At 66.0% G+C, this 17511-nt stretch carries 20 protein-coding genes; 1 reads left to right on the top strand and 19 read right to left on the bottom strand.

All coding sequences use genetic code 11. The annotated features are described in order from the left end of the window. Positions 1 to 2: 2 nt before the first annotated feature. The 4 genes from HGB51_RS15845 to HGB51_RS15830 all read right to left on the bottom strand — a co-directional run bounded on the left by HGB51_RS15845 (position 3) and on the right by HGB51_RS15830 (position 2178). Entirely contained in the window at positions 3 to 1088 is a 1086-nt protein-coding gene (locus tag HGB51_RS15845; protein ID WP_053506160.1) for a calcium/sodium antiporter, read from the bottom strand. Positions 1089 to 1108: 20 nt separating this feature from the next. Beyond that, the gene (locus HGB51_RS15840) at positions 1109 to 1342 is read right to left on the bottom strand and encodes a lipopolysaccharide assembly protein LapA domain-containing protein (RefSeq protein ID WP_053506161.1); all 234 of its coding nucleotides are present in this window, start codon (positions 1340 to 1342) and stop codon (positions 1109 to 1111) included. Positions 1343 to 1494: 152 nt separating this feature from the next. Continuing rightward, the gene (locus tag HGB51_RS15835) at positions 1495 to 1974 is read right to left on the bottom strand and encodes a tellurite resistance TerB family protein (RefSeq protein WP_047290285.1); all 480 of its coding nucleotides are present in this window, start codon (positions 1972 to 1974) and stop codon (positions 1495 to 1497) included. Positions 1975 to 2022: 48 nt separating this feature from the next. Then, positions 2023 to 2178 (bottom strand): hypothetical protein, encoded by a 156-nt coding sequence (locus HGB51_RS15830; protein ID WP_154583166.1) that lies wholly within the window; start codon positions 2176 to 2178, stop codon positions 2023 to 2025. Between the two features lie 72 nt (positions 2179 to 2250). Between HGB51_RS15830 and HGB51_RS15825 the strand changes: the two genes are divergently transcribed. Next, a protein-coding gene (locus tag HGB51_RS15825) for an IS5 family transposase (protein WP_121335901.1) occupies positions 2251 to 3014 on the top strand; the annotation gives its coding sequence in 2 pieces (ribosomal slippage) (positions 2251 to 2566 and positions 2566 to 3014; 765 coding nt in all). A gap of 341 nt (positions 3015 to 3355) precedes the next feature. On the opposite strand, the gene HGB51_RS15820 is transcribed toward HGB51_RS15825, so the two are convergent. From HGB51_RS15820 to HGB51_RS15750, 15 genes are all read right to left on the bottom strand, one after another. After that, positions 3356 to 4267: a nucleotidyl transferase AbiEii/AbiGii toxin family protein gene (locus HGB51_RS15820; RefSeq protein WP_053506162.1), complete on the bottom strand. Its 912-nt coding sequence runs from the start codon at positions 4265 to 4267 to the stop codon at positions 3356 to 3358. After that, positions 4264 to 5001, bottom strand: a complete 738-nt coding sequence (locus HGB51_RS15815; RefSeq protein ID WP_047290281.1) for a type IV toxin-antitoxin system AbiEi family antitoxin — start codon at positions 4999 to 5001, stop codon at positions 4264 to 4266. Before HGB51_RS15815 ends, HGB51_RS15820 begins: the two co-directional genes overlap by 4 nt. 94 nt (positions 5002 to 5095) lie before the next feature. Beyond that, positions 5096 to 5356, bottom strand: coding sequence for a DUF2274 domain-containing protein (locus HGB51_RS15810; RefSeq protein ID WP_047290280.1), 261 nt, complete (start codon positions 5354 to 5356; stop codon positions 5096 to 5098). Continuing rightward, positions 5353 to 6630: a TraB/TrbI/VirB10 family type IV secretion system protein gene (locus HGB51_RS15805; RefSeq protein WP_047290279.1), complete on the bottom strand. Its 1278-nt coding sequence runs from the start codon at positions 6628 to 6630 to the stop codon at positions 5353 to 5355. Before HGB51_RS15805 ends, HGB51_RS15810 begins: the two co-directional genes overlap by 4 nt. A gap of 2 nt (positions 6631 to 6632) precedes the next feature. Further along, on the bottom strand, positions 6633 to 7625 hold the full coding sequence (gene trbG / locus HGB51_RS15800; protein WP_033979859.1) for a P-type conjugative transfer protein TrbG: 993 nt from the start codon (positions 7623 to 7625) through the stop codon (positions 6633 to 6635). Next, on the bottom strand, positions 7622 to 8326 hold the full coding sequence (trbF, locus tag HGB51_RS15795) for a conjugal transfer protein TrbF (RefSeq protein WP_012076301.1): 705 nt from the start codon (positions 8324 to 8326) through the stop codon (positions 7622 to 7624). Before trbF ends, trbG begins: the two co-directional genes overlap by 4 nt. 12 nt (positions 8327 to 8338) lie before the next feature. Further along, a complete protein-coding gene (gene trbL, locus HGB51_RS15790) occupies positions 8339 to 9724 on the bottom strand; it encodes a P-type conjugative transfer protein TrbL (RefSeq protein WP_033979860.1) in 1386 nt (461 codons plus the stop codon). Next, a complete protein-coding gene (locus tag HGB51_RS15785) occupies positions 9721 to 10053 on the bottom strand; it encodes a hypothetical protein (RefSeq protein WP_033979861.1) in 333 nt (110 codons plus the stop codon). Before HGB51_RS15785 ends, trbL begins: the two co-directional genes overlap by 4 nt. 12 nt (positions 10054 to 10065) lie before the next feature. Continuing rightward, entirely contained in the window at positions 10066 to 10791 is a 726-nt protein-coding gene (gene trbJ, locus HGB51_RS15780; RefSeq protein WP_033979862.1) for a P-type conjugative transfer protein TrbJ, read from the bottom strand. Then, on the bottom strand, positions 10788 to 13241 hold the full coding sequence (gene trbE / locus HGB51_RS15775; RefSeq protein ID WP_053506163.1) for a conjugal transfer protein TrbE: 2454 nt from the start codon (positions 13239 to 13241) through the stop codon (positions 10788 to 10790). Before trbE ends, trbJ begins: the two co-directional genes overlap by 4 nt. A gap of 12 nt (positions 13242 to 13253) precedes the next feature. Next, positions 13254 to 13526, bottom strand: a complete 273-nt coding sequence (locus HGB51_RS15770; RefSeq protein WP_033979866.1) for a VirB3 family type IV secretion system protein — start codon at positions 13524 to 13526, stop codon at positions 13254 to 13256. Then, on the bottom strand, positions 13523 to 13906 hold the full coding sequence (locus HGB51_RS15765) for a TrbC/VirB2 family type IV secretion system protein (RefSeq protein WP_053506164.1): 384 nt from the start codon (positions 13904 to 13906) through the stop codon (positions 13523 to 13525). The genes HGB51_RS15770 and HGB51_RS15765 overlap by 4 nt, the downstream gene beginning before the upstream one ends. Further along, positions 13903 to 14955, bottom strand: a complete 1053-nt coding sequence (gene trbB / locus HGB51_RS15760) for a P-type conjugative transfer ATPase TrbB (protein WP_053506165.1) — start codon at positions 14953 to 14955, stop codon at positions 13903 to 13905. Before trbB ends, HGB51_RS15765 begins: the two co-directional genes overlap by 4 nt. Beyond that, positions 14952 to 15416, bottom strand: coding sequence for a ribbon-helix-helix protein, CopG family (locus HGB51_RS15755; RefSeq protein WP_053506166.1), 465 nt, complete (start codon positions 15414 to 15416; stop codon positions 14952 to 14954). The genes trbB and HGB51_RS15755 overlap by 4 nt, the downstream gene beginning before the upstream one ends. Further along, entirely contained in the window at positions 15413 to 17431 is a 2019-nt protein-coding gene (locus tag HGB51_RS15750; protein WP_053506167.1) for a conjugal transfer protein TraG, read from the bottom strand. The genes HGB51_RS15755 and HGB51_RS15750 overlap by 4 nt, the downstream gene beginning before the upstream one ends. Positions 17432 to 17511 lie beyond the last annotated feature (80 nt).

The raw sequence follows: 17511 nt of genomic DNA, 5'->3' as shown, positions 1-17511 counted from the left end.
GCTCAGCGCCCCGCCCGCCGCAACATCGTCACGCCCAGCGTGACGATGGTCAGCGGCACCACGAACCCCAGCATCGCGTCGCCGAAGGCCTGGACGCCGTCATGGCGCTGCGCCGCCAGCACCAGGTAGGCCACATACGCGACGTAGTAGCCCAGGAACAGGCCGCCCTCCCAACGGGCGATCTCGCGACCGGTCAGGAAGACCGGCAGGCAAGCCACCAGTGCGGCGAGCATGACCCACAGATCGAACCGGGCCACGTCCGGCGGCAGCGGCAGCGCGGCACCGGTGCCCACAGCCGCCACGACGGCCCCCAGGCCAACGACGCCAAAGAGGTTGAACACGCAACTGCCCACCACGTTGCCCACGGCGATGTCGCGTTCGCCCTTGAGGCTGGCCACTACCGATGCCGCCACCTCCGGCAGCGAAGTGCCCGAGGCGACGATGGTCAGGCCGATGATCACCTCCGACAGACCGAGTGCACGCGCGAAGATGACTGCCGCCTGCACCAGCCAATCCGATCCCAGCACGAGCAGCACCAGCCCGGCGACGATCAGACCGAGCTGTGCCGGCAGCCGGGCGTCCCACCGCCCCGCCTTGGCCGGCTGCAGTGTGTCGGCGTACTCGTCGGGACCGGTCGCGGCCGGCTCCGCGCGCGACTGCCGGACCAGGAACGCGGTGTAGGCCATCAGCAGGCCGAGCAACAGCGATCCGTCGAACAGCCCCAGCGAACCGTCCAGGCCCAGGACGATGAGCAACACCGCGCCGCCGATCATGATCGGCGCTTCCTGCCGAATGACTTGCCTGTGCACCGCCAGTGGCGTGATGAGCGCGGCCACGCCCAAGATGAACAGGACGTTGAAGATGTTACTACCCACGGCGTTGCCCAACGCCAGCCCGCCCTGCCCGGCCAGCACTGCGCCGGTTGTCACGGCCAACTCCGGTGCACTGGTGCCAAAAGCCACCACCGTGAGACCCACCGCCAGCGGCGACAGACCCAGGCGCAATGCCAGGAGCGACGCACCGCGCACGAGGATGAAGGCGCCGGCAACCAAGGCCAGGAGCCCCCCCGCGAACAGAAGAAAAGTCATTGCCGCAAAGTCGCCATGGCTCAGTTGCTCAAGGGAGGTTTCGAGGTGGCGCCGCGCACCCAGCTGCGAACCATGGACAGGAGCGTGCCTCCCGTCAGCATGCCCAGCACGTACACCGCCAGCAGCAGCAACGACAGCGGTAGCGTCAAGCTCGCAGACAGGAACTGCACGGTCACAGTGTCGAGGTTCTGGAACTTGAATAGAAAAACGACAGCCGTCATGGCGAGCAGCAGGGCCAAGTAGACATATTTCATGTTGTTCTCTCTTCGCACAGCAGACAAGCTGTTGCGGGAATTATACCTTTGTTGGTCAGCTCGACAAACAACAAGGCCGACAGCGCTGCAGCGCGGCCGGCCTCGGGAATGGAGAATGGGGGAAGGGGAATCGCCTGATGCTTGATCGAACGTTAGCCCGGCATCGAGATGCCAGGGCGCGGCACCACCTGAAAGTCGAGGCCGTAGACCAGTGGTTCGACACACTCCTGGTCTTCCATCGGCAGCACCCACCGCTCAAGTGCCGCGCGCAACAACATCGACTCGCCCGGGTGCACCTCGCCGTCGGCCTCGATGACTTGAGCGCAAAGCTTGATCACCAGCGCCTGCAACGCGACGTTATCGATCTCGTCCAGCCAGGCGGCGAGCGTCGGACCGTCGATCAGGATATCCCGCCCTGGGCGAACACCGGTCATCAGGTCCTGGCACAACTCGTCCAGAACGACATGCCATTGCAGGCCATGCAGATCGAGCCGTTCGAAGGCCTGCGTGTCGGCCAGTCGCTGCCATTCGACATCCTTGATGTCGCCGTTGGCCAGCAAGGCGGTGGCCAGGATGCGCCCGGCGGCCTGAGGGCTGTTGCGGGGGTAGTGCCGGAAAACTGGGTGGTTCATTGGCTTGGTCCGCCTTAAGGGGCTATGGAGAGCGGTGGATGGCGGTGGTCAGCCGAGCCTGAACACCACGAAGACGGTCAGCGTCATGGCCAGCAGTGTCCAACCAGCGGCTCGCGCCGCGGGGTGCCAGCGGGTGACCGATGGCGTGATGGCGATGGTGGTGGCACGTTGCTGCCGGGCGCGGTGGGAATGAAGATGGTGCATCGTGAAGCTCCTGGAGTTAGGGCGTGTTAACACTAATGGCGATTTCTGCGACTGCGCGGGACAATCTCTGGCATGGAGATCACACCCGAGCAATTCGCCACCATCGAGCACTGTCTGCCCAAGCAGCGCGGCAATGTCAGCCTGAGCAACCTGCAGGTAGTCAACGCCATCCTCTATGTGGCCGAGCATGGCTGCAAGTGGCGTGGACTGCCCAAACGGTTCGGCAACTGGCACACGATCTACACGCGCATGAACCGCTGGACCAAGGCCGGTGTACTCGATCGCATGTTCGAGGAATTGCAGCGGGCCCAGGTCGTGCGCATCAAGATCGAGGCGGTCTCGCTGGACTCCACCAGCATCAAGGTCCACCCAGACGGCACCGGAGCGTTAAAAAAAACGGCCCTCAGTCCATCGGCAAGTCCCGAGGCGGATGGAACACCAAGATTCATATGGTTGCCGCGGATGCTCGAACGGCCGTGACGTTCTGCCTCTCGCCAGGACAAGCGCACGACGCACCTGAAGGCAGGCGTTTGCTCAGCAGCCTCGGGGCGACAAGCCGACCCGTTCATTTGCTCATGGACCGGGCATACGAAGGCAATGAAACCCGCCAACTTGCTCTGGACCTGGGATTCATTCCGGTCGTGCCCCCGACCAGCAAACGCCTTGATCCTTGGGAATACGACCGGGCCATGTACAAGCGCCGCAATGAGGTCGAGCGACTGTTTCGTCGCCTCAAGGGTTACCGGCGCATCTTCTCGCGCTTCGAGAAACTCGATCTCATGTTCCTCGGCTTCATCAGCTTCGTGCTTGTCGCAGATGGACTGAGAATGTGTTAACAGGCCCTAGTTCAAGAAACAGTACATCGCTGATGGGACACACCAACTGCCCGTTGGAGACACCAGCTACGAGGGCATCCAAAAGATCCGCCGCTCCCGGTGGACTCGACGCGAGCGTGCGTGCGGCGCGCAGGTGAATCCAGAAGCACTTGTCGAGGTAGATGCGGCCCCGCGCAGCCACCCACTCACCGAGTTCGATCACGCGGCGTCGCTCATACTCATCGACCGTGATCTGTGGCGTAGAACGATGGAACGCAAATCGGTCGGCAATGCGGGGAGAAGTCACTGGGTTTCGTGTCCATTTTTTAGCGGGTCAGGCCGGCTTGTGTTGAGGAATCCCCCTACCCCAACCTTGCGGCCAGCGCATCTGCTTGCTCGGCAAACTTCTTCGCATCGGCCTTCTGCAACTGCGCCAGGTTGTGCAGCTTCCAGCGGATGCCCGGCAGTTGTTCGAGGTGTGCGATGTCCAGCAATGACCACTCCGGCGTGCCAGCGGCCAGCGACAGCAGGAAGCGCCGCTCGTCGTCGTCCAAACCCTGCTGGATTTCGCGCACCATGCGTTCTCGCGCGTCGAGCAGCGCATCAAGCGGCACCGGCTCGGTCGTCATGCCTTGGAAGTTGTGCTCGTAGTCGTGCCGGATGTCTCGCAGCGGCGTGAACAACACTTCATGGATCGGCCGGTTGCTGCTGGCCAGATAGACCACGAAGGCGCGCCGGATGCCGGGCGTGATGCCCTCGTGCGCAAAGAGCTGCATCACGTCGAACAGATCACGCGGATGCTGCCGATCCAGCGCCGCCACCAGCTTGCCGCCGTACACTTCTTCCAGCGACACCACCGGAATCTCCAGATCGGCCATCAACACGTCACGGGCCATCGGCGTCAGCGAGGCGCGGCGCACCGGCTGCACCGTGCCGCGCATGACGAAGTTGACTTCGACCTTGACCTGAATCGAGCCGCGACGCACCAGCAACTTGGTTTCCCCTGCTGCTGCCGCTGGCGCGTGTGTGTGGAATCCTCGCTTCTTCAACCGCTCCGCAGCTTGCCGGATGGCCTCGTTGATGCGCGCCAGTGCCTCGTCGCGCGGCAAGGTGTGATCGGGAAAAACCAGATCGAGATCGACCGACAAGCGCGGCATGTCGCGCACGAACAGGTTGATCGCCGTACCGCCCTTCAGGGCAAAGGTATCGTCAACAAACACCAGCGGCGCGACCTGCGTCAGCAGGCGCGCGGTATCGAGATAGGTCTGGTTCATGGCTTGAGTACCAGCAGGCCATCGGCCGATCGAGACACCCAGGGACGGTCGCTACCCGTCGGCAGCGCGGCCGGATCGAGCTTGGCCGCCCAGGGCAATGACGCCTCGCGGCCGAGTTGCAGGCACAGCCGCACGGTCTTGACGTTTGTGCAGTGTTGCAACAGCTCGCGTAACACGTCGGGGCGCAGGCTATAGGCGCTCTCCACCAGTTCGCGGGCTTCCTGTAAGGGCTGGCGCACGCCAACCTCACTCAACAGTTCCAGCAAGGCGCGCTCCGGCGCGGACACCTGCGGCGCCCCGCTGCGCTTCTCGAACGCGCCAACGTGCAACAAGGCGGCCGGCTGCTCGTCGAACAGCCGTTTGCGGTGGTATTCAGCTGGGAATCGTTCCGTGAACCATTCCGGCAAGCGTGCGGCCTTCCAGCCATACAGATGCAGCACCGGCTGCTGCGCTACGTACTGCCGCACACCGTACCAGTCCAGCGCCGACTTGCCGCCGACGTGCAGCCCCTCGAACTGGCGCTGCAACAGCAGCAGGCTGGGATGAAGCGCCGGGGGATCGTTGGGGCGGCAGAACACCCCCCGCGCCAGGCGCTTGAGCCACCCTGCCCGGACGTAGTGAACAGCCAGGTCAGCAGAGATGCCCAACGCCGCCAAGTCCAGCGAGGTCAGCGGCGTTCCCGGTGCCAACCGGGTGTAGAGCACATTTAGTCTGCTTGAATTAGTCGTAGCCATACTACGATATATATATCTTTTCCAAGAAAACGTCAATTTGATATGGAACCACCAATCGTAGGCTGGATACGACAATGGAATCTAATCCAAACAATCACCCTTTCGGCATAGCCGTGCGGGAAGAAGGTCGGGTGTCATCTCCCCTGCCCCGCCGGAATCCTCGATCCCCAGCGATAAACGCCTCCAGCATATGCGGGATCAGCGTCATGGCATCGACCGTCTCGCCATACGCCTGCGCGTGCAGCGCGGCGTAGCGGTCAAGGTCGGCTTTCAAGCTGACCGGGCACGCAAAGGTCAGCTTGATGCTCTCGGTCTTGGGCAGCGGCCCGAGCCGCAGCTTCTTGGTTGTGCTCATTGCATCGCCCCCCGTTGGAAGAACATCGGCTGGTAAGGCCGCAACACCAAATCGCGGTTGACGATGATGCGCACCGGCAGGCCCGGCCGCGTGGTCAGCGTCGGCTGGATATTCATGTTGCGCCGGGTGATCTCTTGGCCGACCTGATTGATGCTGTCCTGCGCGCTGTCGCGCCCGGCAATCACAATGCGGTTGCCGTCCTGCCGGTTCTCCGGCGCGGCCAGTTCGGCGCCCACGCCCAGCAGCGTCGTCAACACCGCGCCCGCAACGATGCGATTCCAGTGCCAGTTCACGTCATCCTCCAGGCCAGCGTAGCCGGCCGGATCGGTGCCCACTAGGTTGTCGAGCGTCAGCGAAGACGTGTCGGGCAAGATGATCCGGTTCCACACTACTTGCACGCGGCTCTGCCCGTAGCTGACCTGGCTGTTGTAGCGCCCAAGGATGCGCGCCCCCTGCGGAATCAGCAGGAACTTGCCCGTGGCTGTGTCAAAGACTGGCTCTGTCACCGTGGCGATCACGTCGCCCGGCAAGTCCGACTTGATGCCTGTCACCAGCGCACCGGCGATCACCGTTCCGGCCATCACCTGATACGGCGACGCGGGCAGCGCCAGATTGCCGGAATTGCGGGTTTCCGTAGAACCGGCTTTCAGGAACGCCTCTTTCTGGTCTTGCCGGTTCTGCACGGCGGTCGGGTCGGCGGGCTGGGCCACCGTCGAGGCAGGTCCAGCAGCGAGCGGATCAAAGGCCGCAAGCGTGCTTGCAGCCCCCGGCGCCGCCTGCGCGACCGTGGCGTCGGTCTGCGCTTGGCCGCCCGAGCGGAAGAACACCGACGAGGCCGCCGCCGCGTCCGCCTCCTTGCGCAAGGCATCTTCGGGATCATGGCCTGGCGGCGAATAGCCTGGCGTCACCGGCTGCTGCGAAGCGACGATGGCCGGGCCAAGGTCGCCGGGCAACGGCGGCCCCAGCTCGGGCACATCGGGCGGCAAGGCTGGCGGCAGCTTCGAGTAGTCCGTCGGTAGCGCATCCAGCCCTTCGGACTTCGAGACGCGATCGACGTTGTAAAGCTCGGTTTGCTCGCCCGTACCGCGCCGCTGCGGTTGCAGCGACCAGATCGTGGCCCCAAGGACGGCGACCGACAGGCCGCCGACGAGGATGGCCAGCGTGCGCCGGTTCAAGCGAGTGACCGGGCGCGGCTGGGCGCGCAGCGCCACCGCTTCCGGCGCGACCTTGCCTGCCTGCGGCGTGGCGAGGTCGGGGGTGTCGTCCTGGCTCATGGTCAGTTCCTCCGCGCAACGCCGTCCGTGCGCTCAATTCGCACCACGTCGCCCTTGTCCCCGCCCAGGCGCAGTTCGGCGGCACCGAACAGCCGATCCACGATGTAGTACGGCGAGCGGAAGCGGTAGTTGACCAGTTGCCCGTCGCCTTCCGGCCCGATTACGAACAGCGGCGGCAGCTCGCCTTGCGCGATGCCGGCGGGGAACTGGATATAGACCTTCTGCCCGTCGTCGAAGGCGCGCAGCGGCTTCCACGGCGGGTTGCTACCGCTGACCGCGTAGCGGAAGCGCAGGTTTTCCAGCGACAAGCCGGAGTCCACCGGCGCGGCGGCGCTGGCCGCCTGCGCCTGGCGCTGCAAGGCCAGCATCCGGTCACGCGGATACTCCCAAGAAGCCGAGGCCATCCACGTCTTTTCCGTCGAAGCCAACTCCAGCAGGTACGTCCTGCGGCTGGTGGTGATGACGAGATTGGTCTTGAGGCCCGAGCGGATCGGCTTGACCAGCACATTGACGCGCAGGTCAGCACCGCTGCCGCTCGACGTATCGCCCACGATCCAGCGCACGGTATCGCCCGCCGCCACCGTCACCAGTTCCTCGCCCGGCTGGAGTGAAACCACGGTCACGCGGCCCACGGCCGCATAGACTTGGTAGAGCGCGCCATCGGTGAAGGGCCACACCTGAATCGCGTTGACGTAGCCCTCGCGCGTGGGTGCGACGCGCGCCTCGGCATTGGCCCGTGAGACGCGCACCTTCTCGTCGGCTGGCTCCGGCGTGGGCTTGGCGTCCTCGGCTTCGGGCAATGGCTTCAACTGCGCCGGCATCGGCAGCACCTCGGGCACCGCCACCACCTCCACCGGCGTGGGTGGCTCGGGTAGCGGCTGGGCCTGCACCGGCTCATCGAGCGAGATGGTCGGCGGTGGCTTGCCCTGCGTAGCGCAGCCCGCCAGGGCAAGCAAGATCACCGGCAAGGCGGATTTACGGAAAAGATCATTCATGGCTTGGCTCCTTCGGAAGAATCCAGTTCGCGGCTCCATGACAGGCCGTTGACGTAGATGCCCAGGGGGTTCTGGCGCAGGCGTTCTTCGGTGCGCGGCGGCTGGAGCACGATGGACACCACGGCCGTCCACCGCTCCAAGCCCGCCGCGGCGCCGTTGACGTAGCGGCGTTCCGTCCAGCGCACGTTGAAAGACGTGTCGCTGGCGCGCACGACGCTGGTGATCTGCACCGTCACCGACTCCTTGCCGATGCGCGCGAACGGGTCGTTGACCCGTGCGTAGTCGTTGAGCACGGCCGCGCCCTTGTCGGTCGTGTAGTCGTAGGCGTCCAGCCAGTTCTGGCGGACGACGATGGGGTCGATGGACAGCGAGCGCACCAGCGTCACGAAGCGCGCGATGTGGTGCGCGGTCTGCGCATCGTTGGGCCGGTATGGCGTGGCGGCTTCACCCACGGCGCGTACCTGGCCCGCGTTGTCCACCTCCACGACGTAGGGCGTCACGATGGATTGCGCCGAGCGCCACACCAGGCCGCCGGCCATCAGCAGCGCAAGCGTCAGGCAGCCGAAGGCCATCAGGCGCCAGTTCTTCGCCTGCACGCGCGGCGAGCCGATGCGCTCGTCCCACACTTGGCCGGCAGCTTGGTACGGCGTGGCAGGTTGCGGCGTGTCGGCGTAGCGCACCTGCGGTTTCTTGAATCGCATGGTCAGTTCTCCTTATGAATCGGAATCGCGCAGGCTCGGCCCCTGGCCGGAGCCGCCGCCATCGCCACCGCGCAGCGCGTGGGCGGTGGTGGTCGCGGCGTGGGTGAGTTGCTGGCGGCGATGCAGGCGCTTGGCCCAAGCGGGCTGTTCCTGTGTCTGCGCCGTAGCGGCGCCGGATGCGGCCTCGCCTGCGGCACCCTGACCGGATGCCGCACCCGCGCCGCCATCGGCAGCAGCGCCATTCCAGCCAGCGCGGAAGGGAGCGGCCATGCGTTGCCCGGCAGCGGAAGCGCGGGATGCAGCGCCTCGCCCGGCTGCCTGCGCGCCGGTCTTAGCGACGTTGCCCAGGCCCGCCATCGCGCCCTTTGCGCCGCCGCCAGCGGCGGCGGAACCGGCCTGGAACGCCGACTTCGCACTGCTGGCCGCCGACGTGGCGGCGCGCGCACCGCTACCGGCCAGCTTGGCGGCAGCCGGGGCCATGCGCGCACCAGCAGCCACGGCGCTACCCACGCCCGTCGCGGCGGCGCCGATGGCGACAGCCGTGCCGGCAGCGCCGACAGCAGCACCGGCCATTGCGCCAGCGCCGAGCTGCGGCGCACCGGACACGAGGCCCGTGGCGATGCCGGGGCCGAAGATCCCGAGCGCCAGCAAGGTGAGCGAGGCCAGCATGATGACCAGCGCGTGGTCGATAGACGGCTCGGCGGGATGGACTTGGAACTGAGCGAACAAGCCCGAGCCGATACCGACGATCACGGCCAGCACCAGAACCTTGACGCCGGAGGCCACTACGTTGCCCAAGACCTTTTCGGCGAGGAACGCGGTCTTGTTCCAGAGCGCGAATGGCACCAGCACGAATCCGGCGAGCGTGGTCAGCTTGAACTCGATCAACGTGATGAACAGTTGGATCGCCAGCACGAAGAAGCACAAGACCACGACCAGCCACGCGAGGAACATCACCACGATGGGGTCGAGGTTCACGAACACTTCGGGAAAGCCCGCCATCTCGCCGATCTGCTCCAGAATCGGCGCCCCAGCGTCGATACCGGTTTTCGCCAGCCGGCCCGGCTGCAAGAAGTTCTCCATCGTGATGGCCGAGCCGGTGGCGGTGATGCCCAATCCCGCAAACGAGCGGAACACGATGCTGGCCAGCCAGTTGAAGTTATTGATGATGTAGGCGAAGGCACCGACGTAGAGCACCTTGCGCAGCAGCTTGGCGATCACGTCCTCGCCCTGGCCGGTGGCATGGCTCATGGCCCAATACAGGCCGGCGATCGTCATGTCGATGACGATCAGCGTGGCCGTGAGGAACGCCACTTCGCCCCGCAGCAGCCCGAAACCCGAGTCGATATAAGCGGCAAAGGTGTTGAGGAATTGGTCGATGATGGTCACATCATTCATGGCGTGTCCTCCGGTTCGGCGGGAACGGCCGGCGCCATGCCATCGGCCGGTTCCTCGAAGCTGGGTGGGATCGGCGGCAGGTCGGCCAGCGTCTGGTATTCATCCGGCCCGGCCTCGCCGGAAAAGAAGCGCCGCCGGAAGGCTTCGGCGGCGGCGCGGCAGGCGTCCTCGCCCGTGGCCTGCCGGTCGGTTGCGCATTGCGCGCGCAATGCGTTGAGCCGCACGGGATCGGCGACCAGGGCTTCGGCAAGGGGGGCGGCCGGCTGCTCGCTGCAAGCGGCCAGCAGCGCCACAAGCAGCGAAACCGACAGGGCGAGGACGCATCGCATGGCGGCCTCCCGTCAGTTGCCGTAGAAGTTCACGGACTGCGGCGTGTACGGCGTGCCTTCGCCCAGGAAACGCCGCCGTACTTCGCGGGCGCGCTCCGTGGCCGCCGCCTGCCGCGCCAGCTCCAGCGACGCCGCCCGGTCTTGCGTGATCTGGAGCCGCTGCGACTGGATCGACTGCTTGGCCTGCAAGGCCAGCAACTGATTCATGGCCTGCATCGCCTGCAACGCACCTTCGGCCGACTGGCTCTTTCCCACGAGGTCGGCCAGCACGCTTTCGTCTTCACCCAGGTTCTGCGACACCTGGGCCTGCATCCGCATGGTGGTTTGCAGGCCATTGAGCGTGTTCCTCCAACGCTCCTGCGCGTCGCGGTACATCTGGTCGCCGCTCACGGTGGCGGCGTACTGCTCCGGGTACAGGCGCTGGAACTCCCGATCCAGATTCGTCACGTCGTAGGCCAAGCCGCGAGCCTGGGCGATCAGCCGCTCGGTCGTCGCCAGATTGGCGCGCAACTGATTCACCACGCTGGACGGCAGGCTGGCGAGGTTGCGCGCCTGGTTCATCAGCATCTGCGCTTCGTTCTGGAGCTGCTGGATCTGGTTGTTGATCTGCTCCAGCGTGCGGATCGCGGTCAGCGTGTTCTGCACGAGGTTGGTGGGATCGACCACGACCCATTGCGCATGGGCGGTGGCGGTGCAAAGCATGGCCGCGATGGCGGCGGCGATAAGACGCTTCTTCATGGCAGGTTCTCCAGGGGTTGGTCAGCGAGGGAACCCGGCGCAAGGCCGGGGAACGAGGGCAGCAGGTCGGCCGCCCAATCGAGGCCGCGATGGCGCAGCCAGGCGCCCGCGAAGCCGGGCACGCCGGCGTCCAGCAGCACGCGGTCTATGTCGCGCTGGTCTTGCGGCGTGGACGCGCCCGCAAACGCCAGCGCTGCCAGCCCCAGGTCGAGGTCGAACAGGCGGTTGCCGAGACGGGATTGGTAGTAGTAGTCGCGCTTGGGCTGCGCGGTGGCGACGATTTCGATCTGCCGCCTGTTGAGGCCGAAGCCCTCGTAGATCGTGCGAATCTGCGGCTCGGTCGCCTGCGGGTTGGGCAAGAAAATCCGACTCGCGCAGCTCTCGATGATCGCGGGCGCGATGCTCGAATCCTTGATGTCGGCCAGGCTCTGCGTAGCGAAGATGACGCTGACGTTCTTCTTGCGTAGCGTCTTGAGCCACTGGCGGATACGCGCGGCAAACACCGGGTCATCGAGGAACAGCCACGCTTCATCGAGGATCAGCAGCGTGGGCGCTCCGTCGAAGCGTTCATCGAAACGCGCAAAGAGGTAATGCAGCACGGCCATGACGGCGGCCTTGCTGTGCATCAGTTCCTCCATCTCGAAGCACTGCACGTCGGCCATGCCCAGCCGGTCGCGGTCGGCGTCCAGCAGCTTGCCGTGGGTACCGCCGAGCACATAAGGCGACAGCGCCTGCCGCAGCGTGTTCGATTGCAGCAGCACGGAAAGCCCCGTCATCGTGCGCTGCTCCACCGGCGCACCGGCGAGGCTTCCCAGCGCCGACCAGATAGCCGCTTTCTCGTCGGGGCCGCCCGCCACGCCTTCGTGCAGCAAGCGGCCTTCGATCCACTCGGCGGCCCAGGTGCGGTAGCCCTCGCGGTCGATGCGTGCCAAGGGCTGGAAGGCGATTTCTCCGTCCGTGCCCAAGTCGTAGTGTTCGCCGCCCAGCCCAAGGATCGTGGCTCGCATGGAGCGGCCCATGTCGAAGGCGAAGATGCGCGAGCCGCGATAGCGGCGGAATTGCATCGCCAGCGTGGCGAGCAAGACCGACTTGCCCATGCCAGTCGGCCCCGCGACCAGCGTGTGGCCCACGTCGCCGATGTGCGTCACCAGCCGGAACGGCGTGGCGCCATCGGTGCGCGTGACGATCAGCGGCGGGCCGTCGAGGTGATCGTTCTTCTCCGGCCCAGCCCATACCGCCGACACCGGCATCATGTGAGCCAGGTTCAGTGTCGAGACGATGGGCTGGCGCACGTTGGCGTAGGCGTTGCCCGGAATGGACGACAGCCACGCATCCACGGCGTTGAGCGTTTCGGGGATGGTGACGAAGCCGCGACCCTGGATGACACGCTCCACCATGCGCAGCTTTTCGTCGGCCACGGCCGGGTCGGCATCGAGTACCGTCACCGTGGCAGTGAGGTAGCCGAAGGCGACTTGATCGCTGCCCAGCTCCTGCAAGGCGGCATCGGCGTCGGCCGCCTTGTTGCTCGCGTCGGTATCGACCAGCGGCGATTCCTGCTGGAAGATGGTTTCGCGCAGCAGCGCGATGACGTTCTTGCGTTTGGCGAACCACTGCCGGCGTAGGCGGGCGAGTTCCCTTTCCGCCTCGGCTTTGTCCAGGCAGAGAAAGCGCGTACTCCAGCGGTAGGCAAAACCGAGGCGGTTGAGGTCGTCCAGAATCCCCGGCCAGGTCGAGGTCGGGAAGCCCCGCACCGACACCACGCGCAGGTGCTGGTCGCCCAGCATGGGCGCCAGGCCGCCGACCAGCGGCGAGTCGGTCAGCAGCGCGTCGATGTAGAACGGCACCTCGGGCACGCCCACGCGGTAGCGCCGCGTCGAGATGGTTGCGTGCAGGTAGGTCAACGTCTGTGCGTCGTCCAGCCAAGCGATCTCCGGCATCACGCCATCGAGCAGGTCAAAGACCCGATCCGTTTCCGCGACGAAGGCTTGCAGCCGCTCGCGCCAATCCACGCCATTCGTTGGCGTGTTCTCGTAGAGCATCTTGGCTGCGCGGGCGCGCGATTCCTGGGGCGGCAGGTACACCAGCGTCAGGTGATAGCCGCTCTCGAAGTGATGGCCTGATTCCTCAAAGGCGGCGCGGCGTTCTTCTTCCACCAGCCACGAAAGCGGTTCGGGGAACTCCGAGCGCGGATAGTCGGCGGCGGCGCGGCGCTCGGCTTCAATGAACAGCGCCCAGCCCGATCCCATGCGGCGCAGTGCGTTGTTCAATCGTGCCGAGGTGGCGATCAGCTCGCCTTGCGTGGCGCTGTCGAGGTCAGGCCCGCGAAACCGGGCCGTGCGCTGGAAGCTGCCGTCCTTGTTCAAGACGACGCCCGACGCCACCAGCCCGGCCCAGGGCAGCCAGTCGGCCAGCAAGGCCGGGCGCTGGCGGTATTCGGCGAGGTTCAGCATCGTGGCATCCCCTCACACATCCAGCAGCGGGCGGTGCTTGATGTGCCGGGCGAACACGGCCATGAACTGCGGATCGACGCGCGCACCCCACACCGCCAGCGAATGGCCGACGATCCAGAGCACCACACCGGGAATCCACAGTTGCAGGCCCAGACCGACGGCGGCTGCCAGCGTGCCGTTGGCGATCGCCACGGTGCGCGGCGCACCGCCCAGCAGAATTGGCTCGGTCAGCGAGCGATGCAGTGGCACCTCGAAGCCATCCGCGAAAATGTCCGGGCCGCTCATACGACAGCCCCGCCCGAGAACGAAAAGAACGACAGGAAGAACGAGGACGCGGCGAAGGCGATGGACAAGCCGAACACGATCTGAATCAGCTTGCGAAAGCCGCCCGACGTGTCGCCAAACGCGAGCGCGAGGCCAGTGGCGATGATGATGATGACCGCGACGATGCGCGCCACCGGCCCCTGGATGGATTCGAGGATGGATTGCAGCGGGCCTTCCCATGGCATTGAGGAACCGGCGGCCTGCGCGGTTCCGGCCAGGAACAGCAGCGGCGCGGCCAGCAACAGCCCTTGCCCCGCAGGACGGGCCAGGCAGCGCAGCCGCCCAAGACGCAATGCCGGATTTGCAGAAAAACGGAAAGCAGGAATGGTTATCTGCGTCATGGCAGTTCTCCAAGTGAGTGAGGGGATGGGGAAGTCGCCGCAGCGGGTGCGGCATCGGAAAGTGGCGGCAGCTCGGGAAACGGCGTTTCCAGCGCATCCGCTAGTTGGTAGCCCACGCCGTCGAAGCCAACGACGCGGGCGATGCTCTCGATGCGGCGCTTACGTCCACGCCCGGCGATGTGAATCACCACGTTGACCGCCTCGGCGATCAGCGCACGGGGCGGATTCACCGCCACTTCGAGAATCAGTTGCTCCAGGCGCAGCAGCGCGCCGAGCGCAGAGCCGGCGTGGATGGTGGCGATGCCGCCCGGATGGCCGGTGCCCCACACCTTGATGAGATCCAGCGCCTCGGCACCGCGCACCTCGCCAACGACGACGCGATCAGGCCGCAGGCGCATGGACGAGCGCACCAGCTCGGTCATGGACACCACTCCCGCGCGCGTGCGCAACGGAACGTGGTCGCGGGCCGCGCATTGCAGTTCCACCGTGTCTTCGAGCACCAGCACGCGGTCGCCCGTGGCAGCGATTTCGGCGAGCAAAGCATTGGCGAGCGTGGTCTTGCCGCTGCTAGTGGCCCCCGCGATCAGGACGTTCTGCCGCTCGCGCACTGCGCGCACCAGAAAGCCCGCTTGGGCGGCGGACATCATTCCGTCCACGACGTACCGGTCCAGCGGGATCACGCCGATAGCGCGCTTGCGCAGCGCGAAGGCCGGCCCCGGTGCCGCCGGGGGCAAGATGCCCTCGAAGCGTTCGCCGGTTTCGGGCAGCTCGGCGGACAGCAGCGGCTGGCCGCGATGCACCTCCGCGCCGACGTGGGCGGCCACGAGGCGGATGATCCGTTCCCCATCGGCTTCGGGCATCTCCACGCCCATCGGCGCGCGGCCCGAAGAAAGCCGGTCGATCCACAGGGTGCGATCCGGGTTGAGCATGATTTCCACCACATCCGGGTCTTCAAGCGCGGCGGCGATCAGCGGCCCCATCGCTGTGCGCAGCATCTGGATGCGGCGGTCGAGCGACGTGGCGCTCATGGACTGCGGAACGGCGCTCATGACGCACGCTCCTGCGCTTGCGCGGCTGCCGCCGCGTCCTCCATCCGCATCGGATCGGGATGCAGTTCCTCCACCACGTCGCGCACCAGGCTGCGCCCACGCAGCAGGTGGCGGCCCAACTGCTCCACGAATTGCTCGAAGCGCGCCTTGCCTTGGGCGCGCGCGGCCTCTTGGTGCGCTTCGGGAACTGGCGTGCTGACGGTCAGGTAGTAGCGGATGAACAGCGCCAGCGTTTCGATCTGAATGTTCTGGTCGCGCTCCATGCGCTCGGCCTGCCGCGACAGGCGATCAAGTCGCTTGGCGATGGCCGCCTCGCGCTGGTCGGCGGCATCGGGCGACAGCCACGATGCGAGCGCCGCCGCGACGATGGACGACTTGGACACGCCTTTCTTGGCGGCCAGTTCGTCCAGGCGCTTGGCGTGCTCCGGCTGGATGAACAGGTTGAGGCGGTAGTGGCTCATAGCTCGATTCCGTCGTTGGGGTCGAGGGAAGCCAGCCGGGCCGTGCGCTGCATGGCTGGATCGAGCTGGCGAGGAAGGAGAAGCGGCAGGTCGTCGTCATCGAGCAGCCCAAGGTCGGCCGCAGGCGCGGCCAGTTCGGGGTCGTAGGCAACGGTTTCGGAAAGCTCGGGCTGGCGGCGCGGGCCGCCGTCGTCGACCGAACCCAAGGTCTCCAGGCCATCAGCGGATGCCGCGGCCGGTGCGGTGGGCACGGCGGGAATCGCCAAACCGCTCCAGTCGTCGGGCCGCAATGGCGGCGCGTCGGCGTACTGCCCGTCCGCCAGCACGGGCGGTGGCAGCACGCGACGCTTGAAATTGGCGTCCGCGTAGTAGCGCAGCTTCTTCGCCTTGATCGGCGCCACGCTGGACACCATCACCACGGCCTCGTCAGGCGGAAGCTGCATGACTTCGCCCGGCGTCAGCAGCGGGCGCGCGGTTTCTTGGCGCGACACCATCAGGTGGCCCAGCCACGGCGCGAGCCGGTGGCCCGCGTAGTTGCGCTGGGCGCGCAGCTCGGTGGCCGTGCCCAGCGTCTCGGAAATCCGCTTGGCGGTGCGCTCGTCGTTGGTGGCGAACGTCACGCGCACATGGCAGTTGTCGAGGATCGAATGGTTCTGGCCGTAGGCTTTGTCGATCTGATTGAGCGACTGCGCGATGAGGAAGCTGCGGATGCCGTAGCCGGCCATGAAGGCCAGCGCCGTCTCGAAGAAGTCCAGGCGCCCCAGCGCCGGAAACTCGTCGAGCATCAGCAGCAGCTTGTGGCGGCGCTCGATGCCGTCGGAGCCATCGAGCGATTCGGTCAGCCGCCGCCCGATCTGATTGAGGATCAGGCGAATGAGCGGCTTCGTCCGCGAAATGTCCGAAGGCGGCACCACGAGGTACAGCGATACCGGATGCTCGGCAGCGATCAGGTCAGCGATGCGCCAATCGCAACGCGAGGTGACTTCGGCCACCGTGGGATCGCGGTACAGGCCGAGGAACGACATAGCGGTGCTCAACACGCCGGAACGCTCGTTGTCCGACTTGTTGAGCACTTCGCGCGCCGCCGATGCGACGACAGGATGCGGGCCACCACCTTCCGCATTCACGAGGTGCGGCGTGGTCATCATCCGGTGCAAGGTCAGCTCGAACGGGCTGGCCGGATCGGAGAGGAAGTTGGCGACGCCGCGCAGCGTCTTGTCCTTGCCGGCGTAGAGCACATGCAGGATGGCGCCGACCAGCAGCGCGTGGCTGGTCTTCTCCCAATGGTTGCGCTTCTCCAACGCACCTTCGGGATCAACCAGAATGTCCGCGATGTTCTGCACGTCGCGCACTTCATGCGCGCCGCGCCGTACCTCCAGCAGCGGGTTGTAGGCCGCCGACTTCGCATCGGTCGGGTTGAACAGCAGGCAATGTGAGAAGCGTGATCGCCAGCCGGCGGTGATCTGCCAGTTCTCGCCCTTGATGTCGTGGATGACGGCCGATGCAGGCCAGCTCAACAAGGTGGGCACCACCAGGCCCACGCCCTTGCCCGAGCGGGTGGGCGCGAAGCTCAGGACGTGTTCCGGGCCTTCATGCCGTAGGTACTGGCGGTCGTGCTGGCCGAGGAACACGCCGGCCGGTTGCGTGAGGCCCGCCTTGCGAATGTCCTGCGCGTTAGCCCAGCGCGCAGAGCCGTAGGTGGTGACGAGGCGCGCTTGGCGCGAGCGCCAGACCGACATGGCAATGGCAACGCACACGGCGACCATGCCACTGGCGCCGGCAATCGCGCCGCCAGTGTCGAACACCTCCGGTGCATACGCGCCGAAGAAGAACCACCACTCAAACAGCTTCCACGGGTGGTAGATAGACGTGCCAAGAAAGTCGAACCAGGGCGAGCCAAGGCGTAGCTGATAGCCAAGGGCTGCTGCTGTCCATTGTGTGGCGCCCCACACTCCGGCGATGACGATGCCGAACACCACGGCGATCTGACCGAACAGCACGTTCGTCCCTTGCATGACCTGGCCTCCGATTTCTCCTGCGCCGATTCCTCATGGGAAAAGCGGCACAAGGGCGTGCCGCAGGCGTCAGGATCGGT

The organism is Stenotrophomonas bentonitica (assembly GCF_013185915.1).
Taxonomy (GTDB): domain Bacteria; phylum Pseudomonadota; class Gammaproteobacteria; order Xanthomonadales; family Xanthomonadaceae; genus Stenotrophomonas; species Stenotrophomonas bentonitica.
This window is presented reverse-complemented; position numbering and strand designations above follow the sequence as displayed.